This is a genomic window from Spirosoma foliorum (genome assembly GCF_014117325.1).
Lineage (GTDB): Bacteria > Bacteroidota > Bacteroidia > Cytophagales > Spirosomataceae > Spirosoma > Spirosoma foliorum.
Map to the genome: position 1 here is coordinate 5,397,097 of NZ_CP059732.1, position 15,937 is coordinate 5,413,033.

At 47.2% G+C, this 15,937-nt stretch carries 10 protein-coding genes and 1 pseudogene; 9 read left to right on the top strand and 2 right to left on the bottom strand.

Translation table 11 applies throughout. The features are described 5' to 3' along the window. Positions 1 to 13 precede the first annotated feature (13 nt). Both H3H32_RS22855 and H3H32_RS22860 read right to left on the bottom strand, forming a co-directional pair. Positions 14 to 385, bottom strand: coding sequence for a four helix bundle protein (locus H3H32_RS22855; RefSeq protein ID WP_182457928.1), 372 nt, complete (start codon positions 383 to 385; stop codon positions 14 to 16). A 97-nt stretch (positions 386 to 482) separates the two neighbouring features. Further along, positions 483 to 1,616 (bottom strand): Gfo/Idh/MocA family protein, encoded by a 1,134-nt coding sequence (locus H3H32_RS22860; RefSeq protein ID WP_182464449.1) that lies wholly within the window; start codon positions 1,614 to 1,616, stop codon positions 483 to 485. Between the two features lie 300 nt (positions 1,617 to 1,916). Between H3H32_RS22860 and H3H32_RS22865 the strand changes: the two genes are divergently transcribed. The 9 genes and pseudogenes from H3H32_RS22865 to H3H32_RS22900 all read left to right on the top strand — a co-directional run bounded on the left by H3H32_RS22865 (position 1,917) and on the right by H3H32_RS22900 (position 15,918). Beyond that, positions 1,917 to 3,167 (top strand): MFS transporter, encoded by a 1,251-nt coding sequence (locus H3H32_RS22865; protein ID WP_182457929.1) that lies wholly within the window; start codon positions 1,917 to 1,919, stop codon positions 3,165 to 3,167. A 210-nt stretch (positions 3,168 to 3,377) separates the two neighbouring features. Then, complete coding sequence (locus H3H32_RS22870; protein ID WP_182457930.1) at positions 3,378 to 4,928, top strand: DUF1800 domain-containing protein; 1,551 nt, start codon at positions 3,378 to 3,380, stop codon at positions 4,926 to 4,928. A gap of 98 nt (positions 4,929 to 5,026) precedes the next feature. Then, on the top strand, positions 5,027 to 6,598 hold the full coding sequence (locus H3H32_RS22875) for a DUF1501 domain-containing protein (RefSeq protein ID WP_182457931.1): 1,572 nt from the start codon (positions 5,027 to 5,029) through the stop codon (positions 6,596 to 6,598). A gap of 66 nt (positions 6,599 to 6,664) precedes the next feature. Continuing rightward, positions 6,665 to 7,444 carry an META domain-containing protein gene (locus H3H32_RS22880; RefSeq protein ID WP_182457932.1) on the top strand — a complete coding sequence of 260 codons (780 nt, stop codon included), beginning with the start codon at positions 6,665 to 6,667 and terminating at the stop codon, positions 7,442 to 7,444. Positions 7,445 to 7,599: 155 nt separating this feature from the next. Further along, positions 7,600 to 11,035 (top strand): annotated as a pseudogene (locus H3H32_RS22885) (ThuA domain-containing protein). Between the two features lie 173 nt (positions 11,036 to 11,208). After that, entirely contained in the window at positions 11,209 to 11,478 is a 270-nt protein-coding gene (locus H3H32_RS37590; RefSeq protein ID WP_240543462.1) for an AAA family ATPase, read from the top strand. After that, positions 11,453 to 11,836, top strand: coding sequence for a DUF4143 domain-containing protein (locus H3H32_RS37595; RefSeq protein ID WP_240543463.1), 384 nt, complete (start codon positions 11,453 to 11,455; stop codon positions 11,834 to 11,836). The genes H3H32_RS37590 and H3H32_RS37595 overlap by 26 nt, the downstream gene beginning before the upstream one ends. 81 nt (positions 11,837 to 11,917) lie before the next feature. Beyond that, the gene (locus tag H3H32_RS22895) at positions 11,918 to 13,549 is read left to right on the top strand and encodes a CotH kinase family protein (protein WP_182457933.1); all 1,632 of its coding nucleotides are present in this window, start codon (positions 11,918 to 11,920) and stop codon (positions 13,547 to 13,549) included. A 233-nt stretch (positions 13,550 to 13,782) separates the two neighbouring features. After that, positions 13,783 to 15,918 (top strand): penicillin acylase family protein, encoded by a 2,136-nt coding sequence (locus tag H3H32_RS22900; RefSeq protein WP_240543464.1) that lies wholly within the window; start codon positions 13,783 to 13,785, stop codon positions 15,916 to 15,918. The last annotated feature ends 19 nt before the right edge of the window (positions 15,919 to 15,937 follow it).

The following is a 15,937-nucleotide window of genomic DNA, read 5'->3' on the forward strand; positions in this document are numbered from 1 at the left end:
GATTGAATAAGGCTTACCTGCGCTTTTCGGTTGGCGTATTTTTACGGGCAGTGGAAAAGATTGCAAGCAGTTCAGAAACCTCTGCCATTAAATTTCCAAGTTTAGCTTCAGGCATTATTTCTGCTTCAACCAATAGTTCAAGCCAGAACAGTGATTCGTCAGTTTCTTCTACGACAATACTCTGTTTAGCGAAATATTCAGCCTGACTTCTGGCTCGGCAAACAGCCCGGTAATTCGCTCCCACCGATGTTGAAGACCGAAGTAATTGCTTTCCTATAATTCTGGCTTCCTCTGTTTTCGGAAGCGAACGAAATAGACGAATACTTCTCAACACAAATTCTTTTGTCCGCTTCTGCATTTGCTGCACAAACTCAATTTTATCCATCTCGACATACGGTGGGATTAAGGTTGAATGATTAAGTAATTGAATGTAATGTTCGCGTTATCTATTCAATCACTCAACCACTTAATCATTCAATCATTTAACTTACAAACTTCGTCCACTTCGTCTCGGTCTTATTCGAGGCAATGACCGTATCGATGAAGGCCAGCCCACGAACGCCGTCTGCCACGGATGGGAAGTCGTAAATTGGATCAGGTTCGCGACCTTCCATATGCGCTTTTACGGCGTAGGCAAAGTTGCGATACAGGTTAGCGAATGCTTCAAAGAAACCTTCGGGGTGGCCCGATGGCATACGCCAGTGCGCCTTTGCCGAATCGGATAGCGTGCCCACATTCGGGCGAATAATCCGCTGGCCTTCCTGCGTTTTATATTTCAATGTATTCGGCTCCATCTGATGCCATTCCAGACCGCCAAGTTCGCCATACACATAGATTTTCAGAGCGTTCTCTTCGCCATTGGCAATCTGGCTTGCGTGCAGAACCCCTTTGGCTCCTCCCTCAAAATGCAACAGAACGTTTCCGTCATCATCAAGCTGACGACCGGGCACGAATGCCGTAAGGTCAGCACAGAGTTCCGAGATTTGTAAACCCGTAACGTACTCGGCCAGATTTTCGGCATGGGTACCAATATCGCCCATGCAGCCGGCAGCCCCCGATTTGGCCGGGTCTGTACGCCAGATTGCCTGTTTGTAATCGGTATCCTCTTCTTTCTTCGATAACCAGCCCTGTGGATACTCAACAACTACCTTCCGAAGTTTACCCAGCTTGCCGTTACGAATCATGTCGCGGGCTTCTTTCACCATCGGATAACCTGTGTAGTTATGCGTTAGGCCAAACACTAAACCGGACTTTTCAACAATAGTAGCCAGTTCTTTCGCTTCTTCCAGCGTAAGTGTCATGGGCTTATCGCACATCACATGAAAGCCATTTTCGAGGGCCATTTTGGCTGGCGGAAAGTGCATGTGATTAGGCGTTACGATGGACAAAAAATCCATACGCTCGCCTTCTGGCAATGCTTTTTCGGCCAGAATCATCTCTTCAAACGACGAATAAACTCGATCTTCGGGCAGGTAAAGGGCATGACCGGTAGCCTTCGATTTGTCGGGATTTGAGCTGAAGCAGCCACAAACTAGTTCGATTTCCCCATCGAACCCAGCAGCCCGGCGGTGAACGGCTCCAATGAAGGCATCAAGCCCCCCACCAACCATACCCATTCGCAATTTTCTGTGCATCGGTGTTAAAGTTGAGTATCCGTAATGGATAATTTACAGTTGATTATGAACGTTTTATCAATGAGAGGTCTGTAGAAGAAAATGACTTATCGAAAGGTTATTTTACCAAGACGGATCGTCATTGAACCTACTCACTTATTTTACGGCTGGAAATTAGCTGTTTTCTCTTATTTTTCGGAAATTTTGCACAAAAACGACCTCTAAGCGGGGAGTTTCTTTACTTGTACGCCTTTAGTTTTTAATCCAATTTTTAAAACTCACTAAATCCCTCTCTCGTAGAAAATGAATCAAACCGTTAACCCTTCGCGGCTATTTCTGGCCAGTTGCCTTGCTATTATTACAACAGCCTTTTCGTTCAGTATACGGGCGGGTATTCTGCCCCAATTAGGTACTGAGTTTGGCCTGACTGCCGAGCAATTGGGCTTTATCAATTCCATGTTCTTTTTTGGCTTCCCGATTTCAATGGTCATTGGTGGTATCGTATACCACTCGGTAGGTCCTAAAATTATTATGCAGGTGGCCGTTGTTGCCCACACATTGGGTATTTTACTGACTATCTATGCGAGTGGGTACACTGGCTTGTTATTGTCAACCTTCTTCATTGGTTTCGGTAATGGCTGTACAGAAGCAGCCTGTAATCCGATGATTGCCGATATGTATACCAGCAGCAAGCTGAACAAAATGCTGGGCCGATTCCACATGTGGTTCCCTGGTGGAATTGTTATCGGTAGCTTAATCTCCAAATTTATGACCAGTGCTGGTGCTTCCTGGCAGTCTCAAATCTGGGTACTTATGCTTCCAACAGTAGTTTACGCATTCCTGTTTTTCGGACAGGCTTTCCCAAAACCAAAAGTGGAAGGAGTTACGTCACTAGCGAAAAATTTCCAGGCTATGCTAACCCCGCTGTACATCGTTCTGTTCTGCTGCATGGCCCTAACCGCTATCACCGAATTTGGTCCTAACCAATGGGTAGCTGTTGTATTGAGCAGCAGTGGAGCCGATGCCATGCTCGTATTAGCCTTGACCTTTGGGGTTATGACCGTCGGTCGCCTTTTCACAGGTCCGGTTGTAGCACAATTTGGTCAAACAGGCGTTTTGCTTGGTGGCGCAGTGCTGGCAACTATCGGTATTTATATGTTCAGCACGGTTACTGGCCCAATCGCTTATTTAGCTGCTGTGATCTTTGGCCTTGGCGTATGCTTTAACTGGCCAACCATGATTGGTTTTGTTGCGCAACGGGTTCCATTGAGTGGTGCGCTGGGTATGTCTATCATTGGTGGCGTGGGTATGCTGTCGACATCTATCTTCCAGCCTATCATTGGCCGTTGGATTGATTCTGATCATGCTGCAGCAGCCTCTAAAGGATTAACCGGTTCAGAGCTGGAATTAGCAGCTGGCCAGGCTACTCTTTCAACCATGATGACATTCCCTATCATCCTCATTGTTGCCTTCACGCTTCTTTGGTTCTGGTTGCGTAACAGCAAGGCCGGTTCTGTCGACGAGAACATCGTACTAGAGCAACCACAGCTGTAAAAAAGATAAATTATTTCTAAGTAATTTTAACTAATAGAAAAGCCCTGAAACTGAGTAGTTTCAGGGCTTTTTTTATGCCTATACTTCTGACTAAACAGCAGATATTTTCATTAAAAATCAATTAATTAACTTACAAAAATTAAACTCTATAGTCTAACTAATTATCTGACCCTAATAAAGCTTCTTCGACTTACTAAAACTACCTAGCCCGTGGCTCTACTCGATGCTTATACTAAACCTCTGACGGCAGATCAGGTAGCTTACCTGCTCCGGCGGGCCACTTTTGGGCCTACTCCCGATCAGATCAAAACACTTACGGGACAAACAGCCGCTCAAATCGCCACAAAACTGCTGGCCGATCAGCCTACGCCCCCGCTTCCGCTCGATCTAAACACAGGTAAGCCATTTACAGATCAGCTTTTCGATGCCACTACTCAGCCGACTTACAGAGCCTATCTGAAAATGTGGTGGGGTAACCTGATGCTTAATCAGCCCGTATCGGTGTTGGAAAAGATGACGCTGTTTTGGTCAAATCATTTCGTCACCAATGATTCGACGGTCAATGATCATCGTTATATGTATCGGTACAATGCCCTTCTTCGGCAACATGCCCTCGGTAACTTCAAAGCTTTTACCATCGCTATTACGCAGGACCCGGCCATGTTGCGATTTTTAAATGGGAATCAAAACGTGGCAGGAACCGCCAATGAAAATTATGCCCGCGAGCTTCAGGAGCTTTTTACTATTGGGCGAAATGGTGGCTATACGGAAGATGATGTTCGGGCAGCGGCTAAAGTGCTGACAGGCTGGACCGATACAGGTTATCGCGATGCGACTAGCACAAGCATTAGTAGCTCGTTTCGGCCGACCAAGCACGATTCAACCGACAAAACGTTCTCGGCAACCTATCAGAATACGGTTATCAAAGGTCGGACAGGGGCTAATGCAGGTTTGGATGAATTGAACGATCTGCTGGATATGATTCTGAAGAATGTTGAAACTCCCCGTTATATCTGCCGACGAATTTATCGCTGGTTCGTCAATTCCGATATTACGGCTGATGTCGAAACAAACTTTATTATACCCCTCGCCGATCTGTTCCGAAAGAACAATTTTGAGATAAAACCAGTATTATCAGCGCTTTTTCAGAGCCAGCATTTTTTCGATAGCGCCTTACGCGGAGCCGTTATTAAATCGCCCACCGAGTTGGTTATTGGTACGTTCCGTTTCTGGGGAGTGCAAGCCCCCGATCCAACACAGGCTATTACTGTTTTTTACCAGATCGGAAATTATATCAATCTCCGTCTGAAAGAAGAACAGCAAGAGCTACTCAACCCACCCACTGTTTTTGGCTGGACAGCCTACTATCAAACGGGTTATTATCAGCAATGGATCAATTCGACGACGCTGGGGCTACGCGGTTATTTCGGCGACGCTCTGACAATCAATCTATTGAAATTCAATGGAAAGGCGGTTATTGATCCAATAGCCTACGTTAAAAACCTCTCCGATCCTACGAATCCTGCCACCTTAGTCAACGATGCTGTTGGGCAGTTGCTGGCCATTCCGCTCGATCAGGCACAAAAGGATTTTCTGACCAACACCGTCTTGCTCAACGGCTTACCGGGCTACGAATGGACGAGTGAATGGAATGACTACCTCAAAAGCCCCAATGACAATACGAAGAAGCAGTCGGTTCAACTAAAGCTGACGACACTTCTGCAATACATTTTCCGCATGGCCGAGTATCAGGTTGCATAAGCAATGAATGAATTAGTGAATGATTGAGTGATTGAATAGTTCATGTACCAATCAGTCAATCACTCAATCATTCATTCACTCAATCACTCATCAAATTCATGAAACGTCGTAATTTTCTCCAAAAGGCAGCTTCGTCGCTGATACTTCCGGTTTTGATTGATGGCTACGGAGCCAAAGCATTCGCCCGGCCTTCCTCGTTCATTCAATCACTGATTAGCCTGGCCGCTCAAAGCGATCGTGTGCTGGTCATCATTCAGCTCGTTGGGGGGAATGATGGATTGAATATGGTGATCCCACTCGATCAAATGGGCGTGTACACCTCGCCAGGTTTTCGCGGAAATATTGCCATTCCCGAAGCCAAAGCGCTCCGACTAAAGAGCTATCCGGGAACGGGCCTGCATCCGGCCATGACGGGGATGCAGCAGCTATTCAACAACGATAAATTGAGTATTGTGCAGGGGGTGTCGTATCCAACGCCCAACTTCTCGCATTTCCGAGCCAGCGATATCTGGATGACTGCCGTCGACTCGAATCAAACTGCGACTTCTGGCTGGGCTGGCCGCTACCTTGACCAGCGTTTCCCTAATTTCCCGAGTGCCTACCCAACCACCGACATGCCTGATCCACCAGCGATCCAGATCGGTTATGTAACGGCAACTTCGCTGCTCGGCCCAACGGATTCAATGGCTATTGTGTTGCAAGATCCAGACGTTTTTGCCCGGCTGGTGGGCGATAAACCCAACGCGCCAGTCACAAACTTAACGGGTTATGTTGGTCAGCAAATTGATTACATTCGTCAGCAGCAGGCCAGTTCGGTGAGTTATGCCGGGCAGATTAAAACAGCGGCTGGCAAGGGGAAAAATCTGGCTACTTACCCTACCTCAAACGCACTGGCCGATCAACTTAAAATAATTGCCCGACTTATCAGTGGAGGCATGCAAACGAAAGTGTATTACGTTACACTAGGTGGTTTCGACAACCATGCCGGTCAGGTAGTTGCTACCGATACAACCACAGGAACGCACGCCAATCTGCTTAAAACCCTCTCCGATGCGGTTGCGGCCTTCCAGAATGATCTGACGCAGTTGAAAGTAGATGATCGGGTGGTTGGTATGACGTTCTCCGAATTTGGCCGACGCGCCATCTCAAATAGCAGCTACGGCACCGATCACGGCACTTCGGCTCCTATGTTTGTTTTTGGCTCGGCCATTAAGTCGGCAATGGTGGGGAAAAATCCGAATCTGAGTGACCTGGATAATAACAATCTCAAAATGCAGACCGACTTCCGGCAAGTTTACGCAGCCATCCTGACCGATTGGTTCGGAGCCGATGCCAGCACCGAAACCGCTGCCTTATTTAAAGACTTCGCGGTTGCTCCGGTCTTTCGGGCACCAGCCGTAGTTACAGGAGTCGATCCTGGTGCCGCTGAAGCACGACTTTACCCTAATCCAGCATCGGCAGAAGTGATTTTGGAGTCGGACTGGCTTGTTCAGGGGATAAAAACGGTGCAGATAGCTAACACACAAGGCCGATATATGTCCGTCAGCTCCTCACGCCCAACGCCAACATCGGTTCTACTCAACGTCGGTAATTTGCCTACAGGCGATTATCTACTCCGCGTTGAAACAGCTCAGGGGATACTGACAAAGCGAATGGTAGTGGCTCGCTGATAAACGGATTTAAACTTTCCGGGCTACAGGGAGTCTTACAAACAGAATTTACTTGCTCTAGAAATCATGCGTACGCTTCTGTTTGGTCTTTTATTGTTGACGGTAGCCTGCCGTCGTCCATCAACTCAGTTTGCGGCAATGATGACACCCGTCAATCAGCCCACAGACTATAGTCGAAACCTGAAAGCGGGTGACGAACTCGTTGCCATGGGAAGTGATCCTGCCTGGACGCTCACCATTAATCCATCGAAGGGATTTTTAACGTTCACGACATTAACCAGCGATAGCCTAACAACCAAAGCGCCCGAAATTCAAACCGACTCAGAAGGTGTCCTCCGTTTTAGCGCTTTGATAGACAGTACTCAATCGGGCCGAATCAACGTTTTGTTCAGACCAGATAGTTGCGTTGATAAACTATCCGGCCAACGTTTTGATTACCGTGTGGAAGTTGACTATCGGGGCAAAAGCTATGTAGGTTGTGGTTCGTCATTACGGCAATTGGCTTTACTACAGGATATTTGGGTACTCAGCAGTTTTCAGGGAAATAGCATTTCGGCTGGTGGGTCGCGCAATGAAGTGCCCCGCCTAGAAATTTCACTGACAGAAGCCCGGGTAACGGGCACAACTGGCTGCAACCGACTGAGCGGAACTGTCAGAGCCGATACCCGACAAATTGTATTCGGACCATTAATTACCACCAAAATGGCTTGTATGGGCGAAGCGGGGCAGTTTGAGCCTAAATTTCTACAGGCATTAAGCGAACCTTTGGCTTACAGGGTCGGTGAGGGTAAGTTGACCTTACTCCGTGCCGGCAAGGTTGTTATGGTTTTTAAAAAAGTAGATTAGTGTCATTTTAACCTTTATTTTAAGCGAACGACTACACGGTAGCGTTCGCTTTTTCGTTACTTTTGTTTCTCAATAAAAGTCAATTGAATCCTAAAATTAAGCTACAAATTGACTTCTAGCTGTTTACAAACCAATCTGAATCAAATACCAAACCTATGAAAAACTTACGGCTTCACTCCCGTGTGCTCTTGTTGGCGGGCGTGTTGGCAACTACTGTCTCTGCGCCGTCGAACTCGGTCTGGGCCCAAACAACGGCCAAGCGTACGACTAGTAAACCGGCTGTGGCTTCGGCCGAAACACCCGTAGCCCTGAATCGGGTATTGGTTTTTTCGCGAACGAAAGGCTTCCGGCACGCATCGATCCCTGTAGGGAAACTAGCCATTATGAAACTCGGTAAGGAAAACGGTTTCGCCGTCGATACAACCGAAGATGCGACGAAAATTAATGAAGCTAACCTCAAACGGTACAGTGCGGTCATCTTTCTGAGTACGACTGGCAACATTCTCGACGAAGGCCAACAGGCTGCCTTCGAGCGATACATTCAGGCAGGAGGTGGCTTTGTGGGTATTCACGCAGCTGCCGATACTGAATATGACTGGCCATGGTACAACCAATTAGTTGGTGCTTACTTCCTGAATCACCCCAAACAGCAAAACGCCGAAATCGACATTATCGACAAAAGCCACCCATCGACCAAAATGCTGCCCGACGTCTGGAAGCGCTGGGACGAATGGTATAGTTACAAGAGCATCCAACCAGACCTGAAAGTACTGGGCAAACTGGATGAAAAAACCTACGAAGGTGGCAAAAATGGGGACAATCACCCATTTATCTGGCATCACGATTTCGATGGCGGTAAGGCGTTCTACACGGGTGGTGGTCATACAGATGAGTCGTATGCTGATCCCTTGTTTTTACAGCACATTCTGGGCGGGATCAAATCCGTAATGGCAACCAGCCTGAAATTTGGCCAGGTTAAAACGCAGCCGTTTCCCGAAGAAAATCGCTTTGACCAGCAGGTGTTGGTTCAGGGAATGGACGAGCCGACTGAGCTAGCTGTACTGGACAACGGTAAAGTGTTGTATGCGCAACGCAAAGGCGAACTGACGGTGTACGATCCGCAAAAAAAAAAAGACAAAAGTAGTCGCTAATTTCCCGGTCTTCACCAAGTTCGAGTATGGCCTGATGGGGCTGAACATCGACCCCAACTTCAAGCAGAACAAGTGGATTTATGTGTATTATTCTCCTTCGACGGGGAAAACTGTTGCCGATACCGCCCAACACCTGTCGCGTTTTGTATACGACGACGTTCGGGATACGGTACTGTTGAATACGGAGAAAGTACTGCTGACTATTCCGGTAAAGCGTGATGGTTGCTGCCACACGGGTGGCTCTATTGCCTGGGATCGGAAAGGAAATCTGTACCTCTCTGCTGGTGATGACACAAACCCGTTCAACTCCGACGGTTACGCACCGATTGATGAGCGTCCAGGCCGTAGTGGCTGGGACGCTCGTCTAACGTCCAGCAACACGAACGATTTGCGGGGAAAAATCATGCGGATTCACCCCGAAGCCGATGGCACGTACACCATTCCCGAAGGCAATCTTTTCCCGAAAGGAACGCCTAAAACCCGTCCCGAAATTTATGTAATGGGTAACCGGAATCCATACCGGATTTCAGTGGATCAGCGCACGGGTTTCCTGTACTGGGGTGAAGTTGGCCCTGATGCTGGTAACAACAGCGACAAATACGGCCCTCGTGGTCACGACGAAGTCAATCAGGCCCGAAAAGCTGGTTATTTCGGCTGGCCGTTGTTCGTTGCCGATAACCGTCCCTACCACCAGCGTACCTTTGCCGATAGCACTACAGGGCCATTGTTCGACCCAATGAAGCCGATCAATAACTCGCCCAATAACACGGGCTTAACCGAATTGCCCCCAGCTCAGAAAGCCTACATCTACTACCCCTATGCCGACTCGCCTGAGTTCGGTGAAATTGTTGGAAAAGGTGGTCGGAATGCGATGGGTGGACCGGTTTACTACTACGACGATTATCCAGAAACGTCTGTAAAATTCCCTCGTCACTACGATGGTAAATTCTTTGCCTACGACTGGATTCGCGACTGGGTTCACCCGGTAACCATGAAAGAAAATGGCGATTTCGTGAAGATGGAAACCTTCATGCCCAGCACGAAATTCTCGCACATCATCGACATGCAGTTTGCCAAGGATGGCTCGCTCTACACGATTGAATACGGCCAGAAATGGTTCGGCGCCAATGCCGACGCTCGTCTGTCGCGCATAACCTATAATGCCGGTAACCGCAAGCCTGTTGCCGTGGCAAGTTCGAATAAAACGGTTGGAGCTGCCCCACTGGTTGTGAAGTTCGATTCGAAAGGCACAATGGACTACGATGGCGATGCGTTAAAATACGAATGGTCATTCGGAAAAGGAGCACCTTCACAAACAACCGCCAACCCAACTGTTACCTTTAGTAAACCAGGAACTTATCCTGCTACCCTGAAAGTGACTGATGCCGCAGGAAACACCGCGACCAAAACAATGGAGATTAAAGTTGGTAACGATGAACCTAAAGTTGAAGTCGCCGTTGCCGGAAACAAGACGTTCTATTTTCCGAACAAACCGGTTAAATATGCCGTAAAAGTCGTTGACAAAGAAGACGGCTCACTTCAGAAAGGTATCAACGCCGACGATGTAACGATGACCATCGATTACCTCGAAGGCTTCGATAAAACGATGTTAGCCCAAGGGCACCAGGCCAATACGGGTAACTCGACCGGCAAACGGTTAATGGAATTGAGCGACTGTAAAGCCTGTCATGCCATCGATCAGAAATCAATCGGACCTGCTTATATCGACGTAGCCAAGAAATACAAAGGCACTGCTGGTATTGAGAGCAAACTGGTTCGGAAGATCATTTCGGGTGGTGGCGGAGTCTGGGGCGAACAAGCTATGAGCGCTCACCCACAGTTGAAAGAAAGTGAGGTTACCGACATGGTTCGTTACATTCTGTCGTTGGCCAATGATAAACCAGCCAACCGCAAACCGATTGCGGGCGATTATGTACCCGTACAACAGAAAAAAGATGGCTCATATATCCTGACCGCCAGCTATACCGACCGGGGTAATGGCGTTATTGGTCCCCTGACAGGTTCAACCTCGCTGGCGTTGCGTTCGCCGTCGGTAAAAGCCGTTTCGGCCGACGGGAAACAAGACATCTTCGAGTATGATATTCCGAAATTAGGCCCTGCCGCTATCGGGACAAAATCAGGCAGTTACCTGATCTTTAAGGACATTGACTTAACGGGTATTCAGGCACTTACACCATCAGTATTTGCCTCAAACGATCAGGTTGCAGGTGGCAAACTAGAAGCCAGACTTGATTCCCCAACGGGTACATTGCTTGGCGAAGCCGATGTAAAACATGGTGCTACAGGACCTGTCAATCTACCCTTCCGTCAGCCGGTTCAGGGCGTACATAAGCTATACCTTGTTTTTGTCAACCCTAATGCTGGGCCAAAAGCACTGTTTGCTATCGATAAAGTACAGTTCGATATGCAGGGTATGTAGAATGCCTAGTTGCCATATACCAACAGCGCCCGGGCCAATATTGGTCTGGGCGCTGTTGGTATTCACCCATTGGTAAGACATAGAAAGTACAATAGCCCATTTTATAATTTAGCGAAAACTGGAAAAATCTGGAATCAGATTCCAGATTTTTCCAGTTTTCGCTAAATTATAAAATGATTAATCGGATTTCAGAAGAAAAATTAATACAGTTAGTGATTACCTTTAAAGATGTTGCTGTCACAGGCCCTCGCCAGTCGGGGAAAACGACTCTGGCTAAAAAACTATTTAAGGACAAGCCCTATGTATCCTTAGAAAACCCAGACATGCGCCAATTTGCGTTACAGGACCCAAGGGGATTTTTGGCTTCTTATCCATATAGGGCCATTCTGGACGAAGTACAGCGAACACCTGACCTATTTGCTTATTTGCATCACAAAGCTTGAACACCTCCAAAATCATCCATTACGAGGAGCTATTTTTGAAGGCATGGTCATCACCGAATTAGTAAAACAACGTACTAATGCGGGGTTACCTATCAACCTGTTTTATTCGCGAGATAAAACAGGACATGAAATAGATGTCATTATTGACGAAACCGAAAAACTTATACCCATTGAGTTAAAACCTGGCCAAACAATTAATAATGAGTTTTTCAAAAATATAACCTATTGGAACAATTTAAGTGATCAAAGAGACTCATTTGTCTTATATGCGGGTAATCAAATGCAAAAAAGAAGCACTGGTATAACTGTATTGAACTGGCGGGAATTTTTGAAAAGAAATCCCTTAATCGGTCAATAGACAGCCTTTAGCCTCTACTAATAATTCTATACATCCAATAAAATAGGCGTATTTTTATATTCTAATTAGTATACTACCCCTATGCGCTTGTTTTCGTTTCTACTACTCATCGTTGGTTTTCTCCACTTTTCCGTATCTGCGCAAACACTTACGTCATCCAAACTTCCTATCCTGATTATTAATACGAATGGACAAACCATACCCGATGATCCAAAGATTGTAGCCAGCTTACAGATTATTGATAATGGTGCAGGTAAAACTAATAGTATAACTGACAAGCCTTCCTTCAGTAGTAAAATCGGTATTGAATTACGGGGAGCTACATCGCAACAATTTTTTCCGAAGAAACCGTACGGATTTGAACTACGCGACACGTCTGGGTTGAACTCTGCAAATGCCTCCATTCTGGGCATGCCCTCCGAGTCGGACTGGGTTTTGAATGCGACCTATAATGACAAAACTCTGATTCGGGAAACGCTCACCTACGATTTGAACCGGCAGATGAGCAAGTATTACACGCCACGCTACCGCTATTGTGAGGTGATCGTCAATGGTAGTTATTCAGGGATTTACATTTTATTCGAGAAGATCAAGCGCGATAAAAACCGGGTCAATATTACCAGCATCAAAACAACCGATATATCGGGCGACGCGCTGACGGGAGGGTATATTTTCAAGATCGATAAAACCGAAGGGTCAGCGTCGCGCGAATGGAATTCGGCTTATCAAACCAATGGAAAAAATATCCTGATTCAGATTGATCGACCAAAGCCAGAAGACCTCGCCGAAGCCCAATTCCAATATGCCAAGCAGTATGCAACCGATTTCGAGAATGCGCTGAAAGGCGCACAATATCAGGACTCGCTGGTGGGCTATCGAAAGTACATCAACGATGATTCGTTTGTCGATTACTTGCTCTTAACGGAGGTCTGTAAAAATGTGGATGGGTATCGGCTCAGTTCATTTTTCTACAAAGACCGCGATAGTAAAGGCGGAAAATTGGTCATGGGGCCAATCTGGGATTATAACCTGACCTATGGGAATTCCAATTATTGCAACGGCAATTCTTATCAGGGATGGGCGTACGATTTTACCCGTACCTGCGCGACTGATGATTTCCAGATGCCATTCTGGTGGGATCGCCTATTAAGCGACAAAGCATTCGCCAGCAAAGTTCGCATTAAGTATCAGGCTCTTCGCAAGAACGTACTCAAAACCGAACGGATTCAAAATTACATCGACTCGGTAGCTACAGAGCTGACCGACGCCCGTACCCGCAATTTCCAAAAGTGGCCCGTTATTGGCGTGTATGTCTGGCCGAATGGCTATGTGGGCCAAACCTATCAACAGGAAATTGATTACCTGAAAACATGGGTAAAAAACCGCTTGGAGTGGATAGATAACGCCGTATTGCCCTTTGGCTCCGACGTGCTGGCCACCGAAATTACCGATGGATTTACCTTCACCATCAGTCCAAATCCATCCATAGGTGATGTTACCCTACAATACCAGCTCCAGCAACGGACCAACGTGCGGCTGATTATTACCGATGCCACTGGTCGACAGATGAATAGCCTATCCTGGCCTAATCAATCAGCGGGCGATCATCAGGAAATAGTACCTGCTCGTTCGTTGCCCACGGCATCGGGCACCTATTATCTGCAACTTGATCTGGACGGGCAGCCCGTTAGCCGGAAGCTGCTGCGGCTCTGAAACAACAATATCTCTTAACCAGAAAGCAGACTACACAAAAAAGACTCTAGGGGTACCCGCTCCGTCAACTTAATTGTCTTTCAGGTAATGAAGCTATTTTAGCTTTCGGGCCTACAGAATGAATTTATTCTTTAGGCCATTAACTAGCGAGTTAAACCTGAATGATGATGCATGTAAAAACTTATTTCGTTCTTATTTTCTTTGGACTGTGGGCCAGATCCACGATTGCACAGATGCCGTTTTCTAGTCAGGAAGCGACCGATTTACAAAAGCGGGCCAAGGGCATTGAGATTGTCAAAGATACCTATGGCGTTCCGCACGTATATGCAAAAACAGACGCCGATGCTGTATTTGGTCTTATGTACGTGCAATGCGAAGAGTTCTTCGATAAAGTAGAAGCGTCACTCATTAGCCGACTAGGGCGCACGGCTGAAACGGAAGGCGAATCCGCTATTTACCGCGATCTCTGGTCACGGATGTTCATTGACTCTACACAGGCTATTCAGTTGTACAAAAAAACGCCAGACTGGCTCAAGAAACTCTGCGACGCCCACGCTGCTGGAATTAATTATTATTTGATTACTCATCCGGCCGTAAAGCCCAAATTGCTTACTCGGGTAGAGCCTTGGATGATCCTGATGAATAACGTACCCGCGATGGGTGGAAGCAATGTCAGTGAAGCCGATTTTAAAGCCTTCTATCTGAAAGAAGCCAATCAGAACCCAACCGTCAGCCGCAGTTTTACCGCTGAACCACCCAAAAATGACGGGTCAAACGGCTGGGCGCTGGCTCCCTCCCGCACGAAGAGCAAGAAAGCGATGCTGTTCATCAATCCGCACGCCGAATACTACGGTCGAATTGAAATTCAAGTGGTTAGCGATGAGGGGCTTAATTCGTATGGTGCGCCTTTCCTGGGCCAGTTCAATCTTTTTCAGGGATTCAACGAATTCTGTGGCTGGATGCACCCCGTTTCGCTTTCGGACGCCAAAGATCTCTACGCCGAAGATGTCGAGAAGAAAAAAGGGAAATGGATGTATCGTTACAATGGCGTCTGGAAACCAGTGGATAGCACAGTTATTGACGTACGTTACAAGAAAGGAACGGGTTGGGCAACCAGGAAATTCGTTACGTATCGTACGCACCACGGACCGGTTGTATACGCCACCGCCACCCGCTGGATTACCTTGAAAACCTTCGAGCCCAACATCGAACTACTGGGTATGCACTGGCTGAAAATGAAGGCGCGTAACCTGAAAGAATTTACGGCGGCTATTAATGCCCGGGCTATGGTCGGCAGCAATGTGGTGTATGCCGATAAGGCCGGAAATATTGCTTACTGGCACGGTAATTTCGTACCCAGAAAAAACCCATTGCTCGATTGGAAACGACCGGTAGACGGAACTACATCGGCAACGGAATGGCAGGGAACCCATGAGTTAACGGAAATTCCACACTACATCAACCCGGCAAATGGTTGGTTACAGAACTGCAATTCAACCCCTTTGTATGGTGCTGGTGAGTTATCCACCGAAATGCTAAAGTTACCAGCTTACATGCTACCCGATGGCCACACCCCTCGCGCTGTCCACGCTGTACGTGTGTTAACGCCCCTGAAAAATGCGACGATGGACGATGTTATTGCCGCTTCGTACGATACGTATCTGCCCAGTGGAGAGCGGTTCATTCCCAGTCTGATTGCGGCATATCAATCCATAACGAATGACTCCCTTAAGACAAAATTGGCACAACCGATAGACATCTTACAGAAATGGGATTTCAAAACAGATACAAACTCGGTCGCTACGACGCTAACAGTACATTGGCTGGAAAAAATCATTGCACTGGACATGGCCCGTTTGCCCAAACCCGCTACTACCGAAGAACAATACTCGCTGACCAACGGAGCCGCCGTTACCACTGAATTCTTATCGCCAATGGAGCAGGTCACAGCGTTAGCTCAGGTCGTAACTGAACTCGAAAAAGAATTTGGCACCTGGCAGGTAGCCTGGGGAACAGACAACCGTTTTCAGCGGATTGCGGAAAGCGACCCCAGCGATGATAAACTTAGCTGGGGTGTTCCGGCAACGCCCGGTTTTATGGGTTCGCTGAATGCGTATGTAAGCAAAAAAACGGCCAAAACGCATAAACGATATGGCATCACTGGCAATACCTTCGTTGCTGCGGTTGAGTTTGGCGACAAGCTTCGGGCCAAGACAATTTTGACGGGAGGCTCCAGTTCTGATCCGGCATCGCCACACTATACTGATCAGGTAAATGGCTACATTACGGGCCAGTACAAGGAAATTTATTTCTACAAAGACGACGTTTATAAACACGCCGAGAAAATCTACCACCCCGGCGATAATTAAATCGATGAATGTTAAAGAT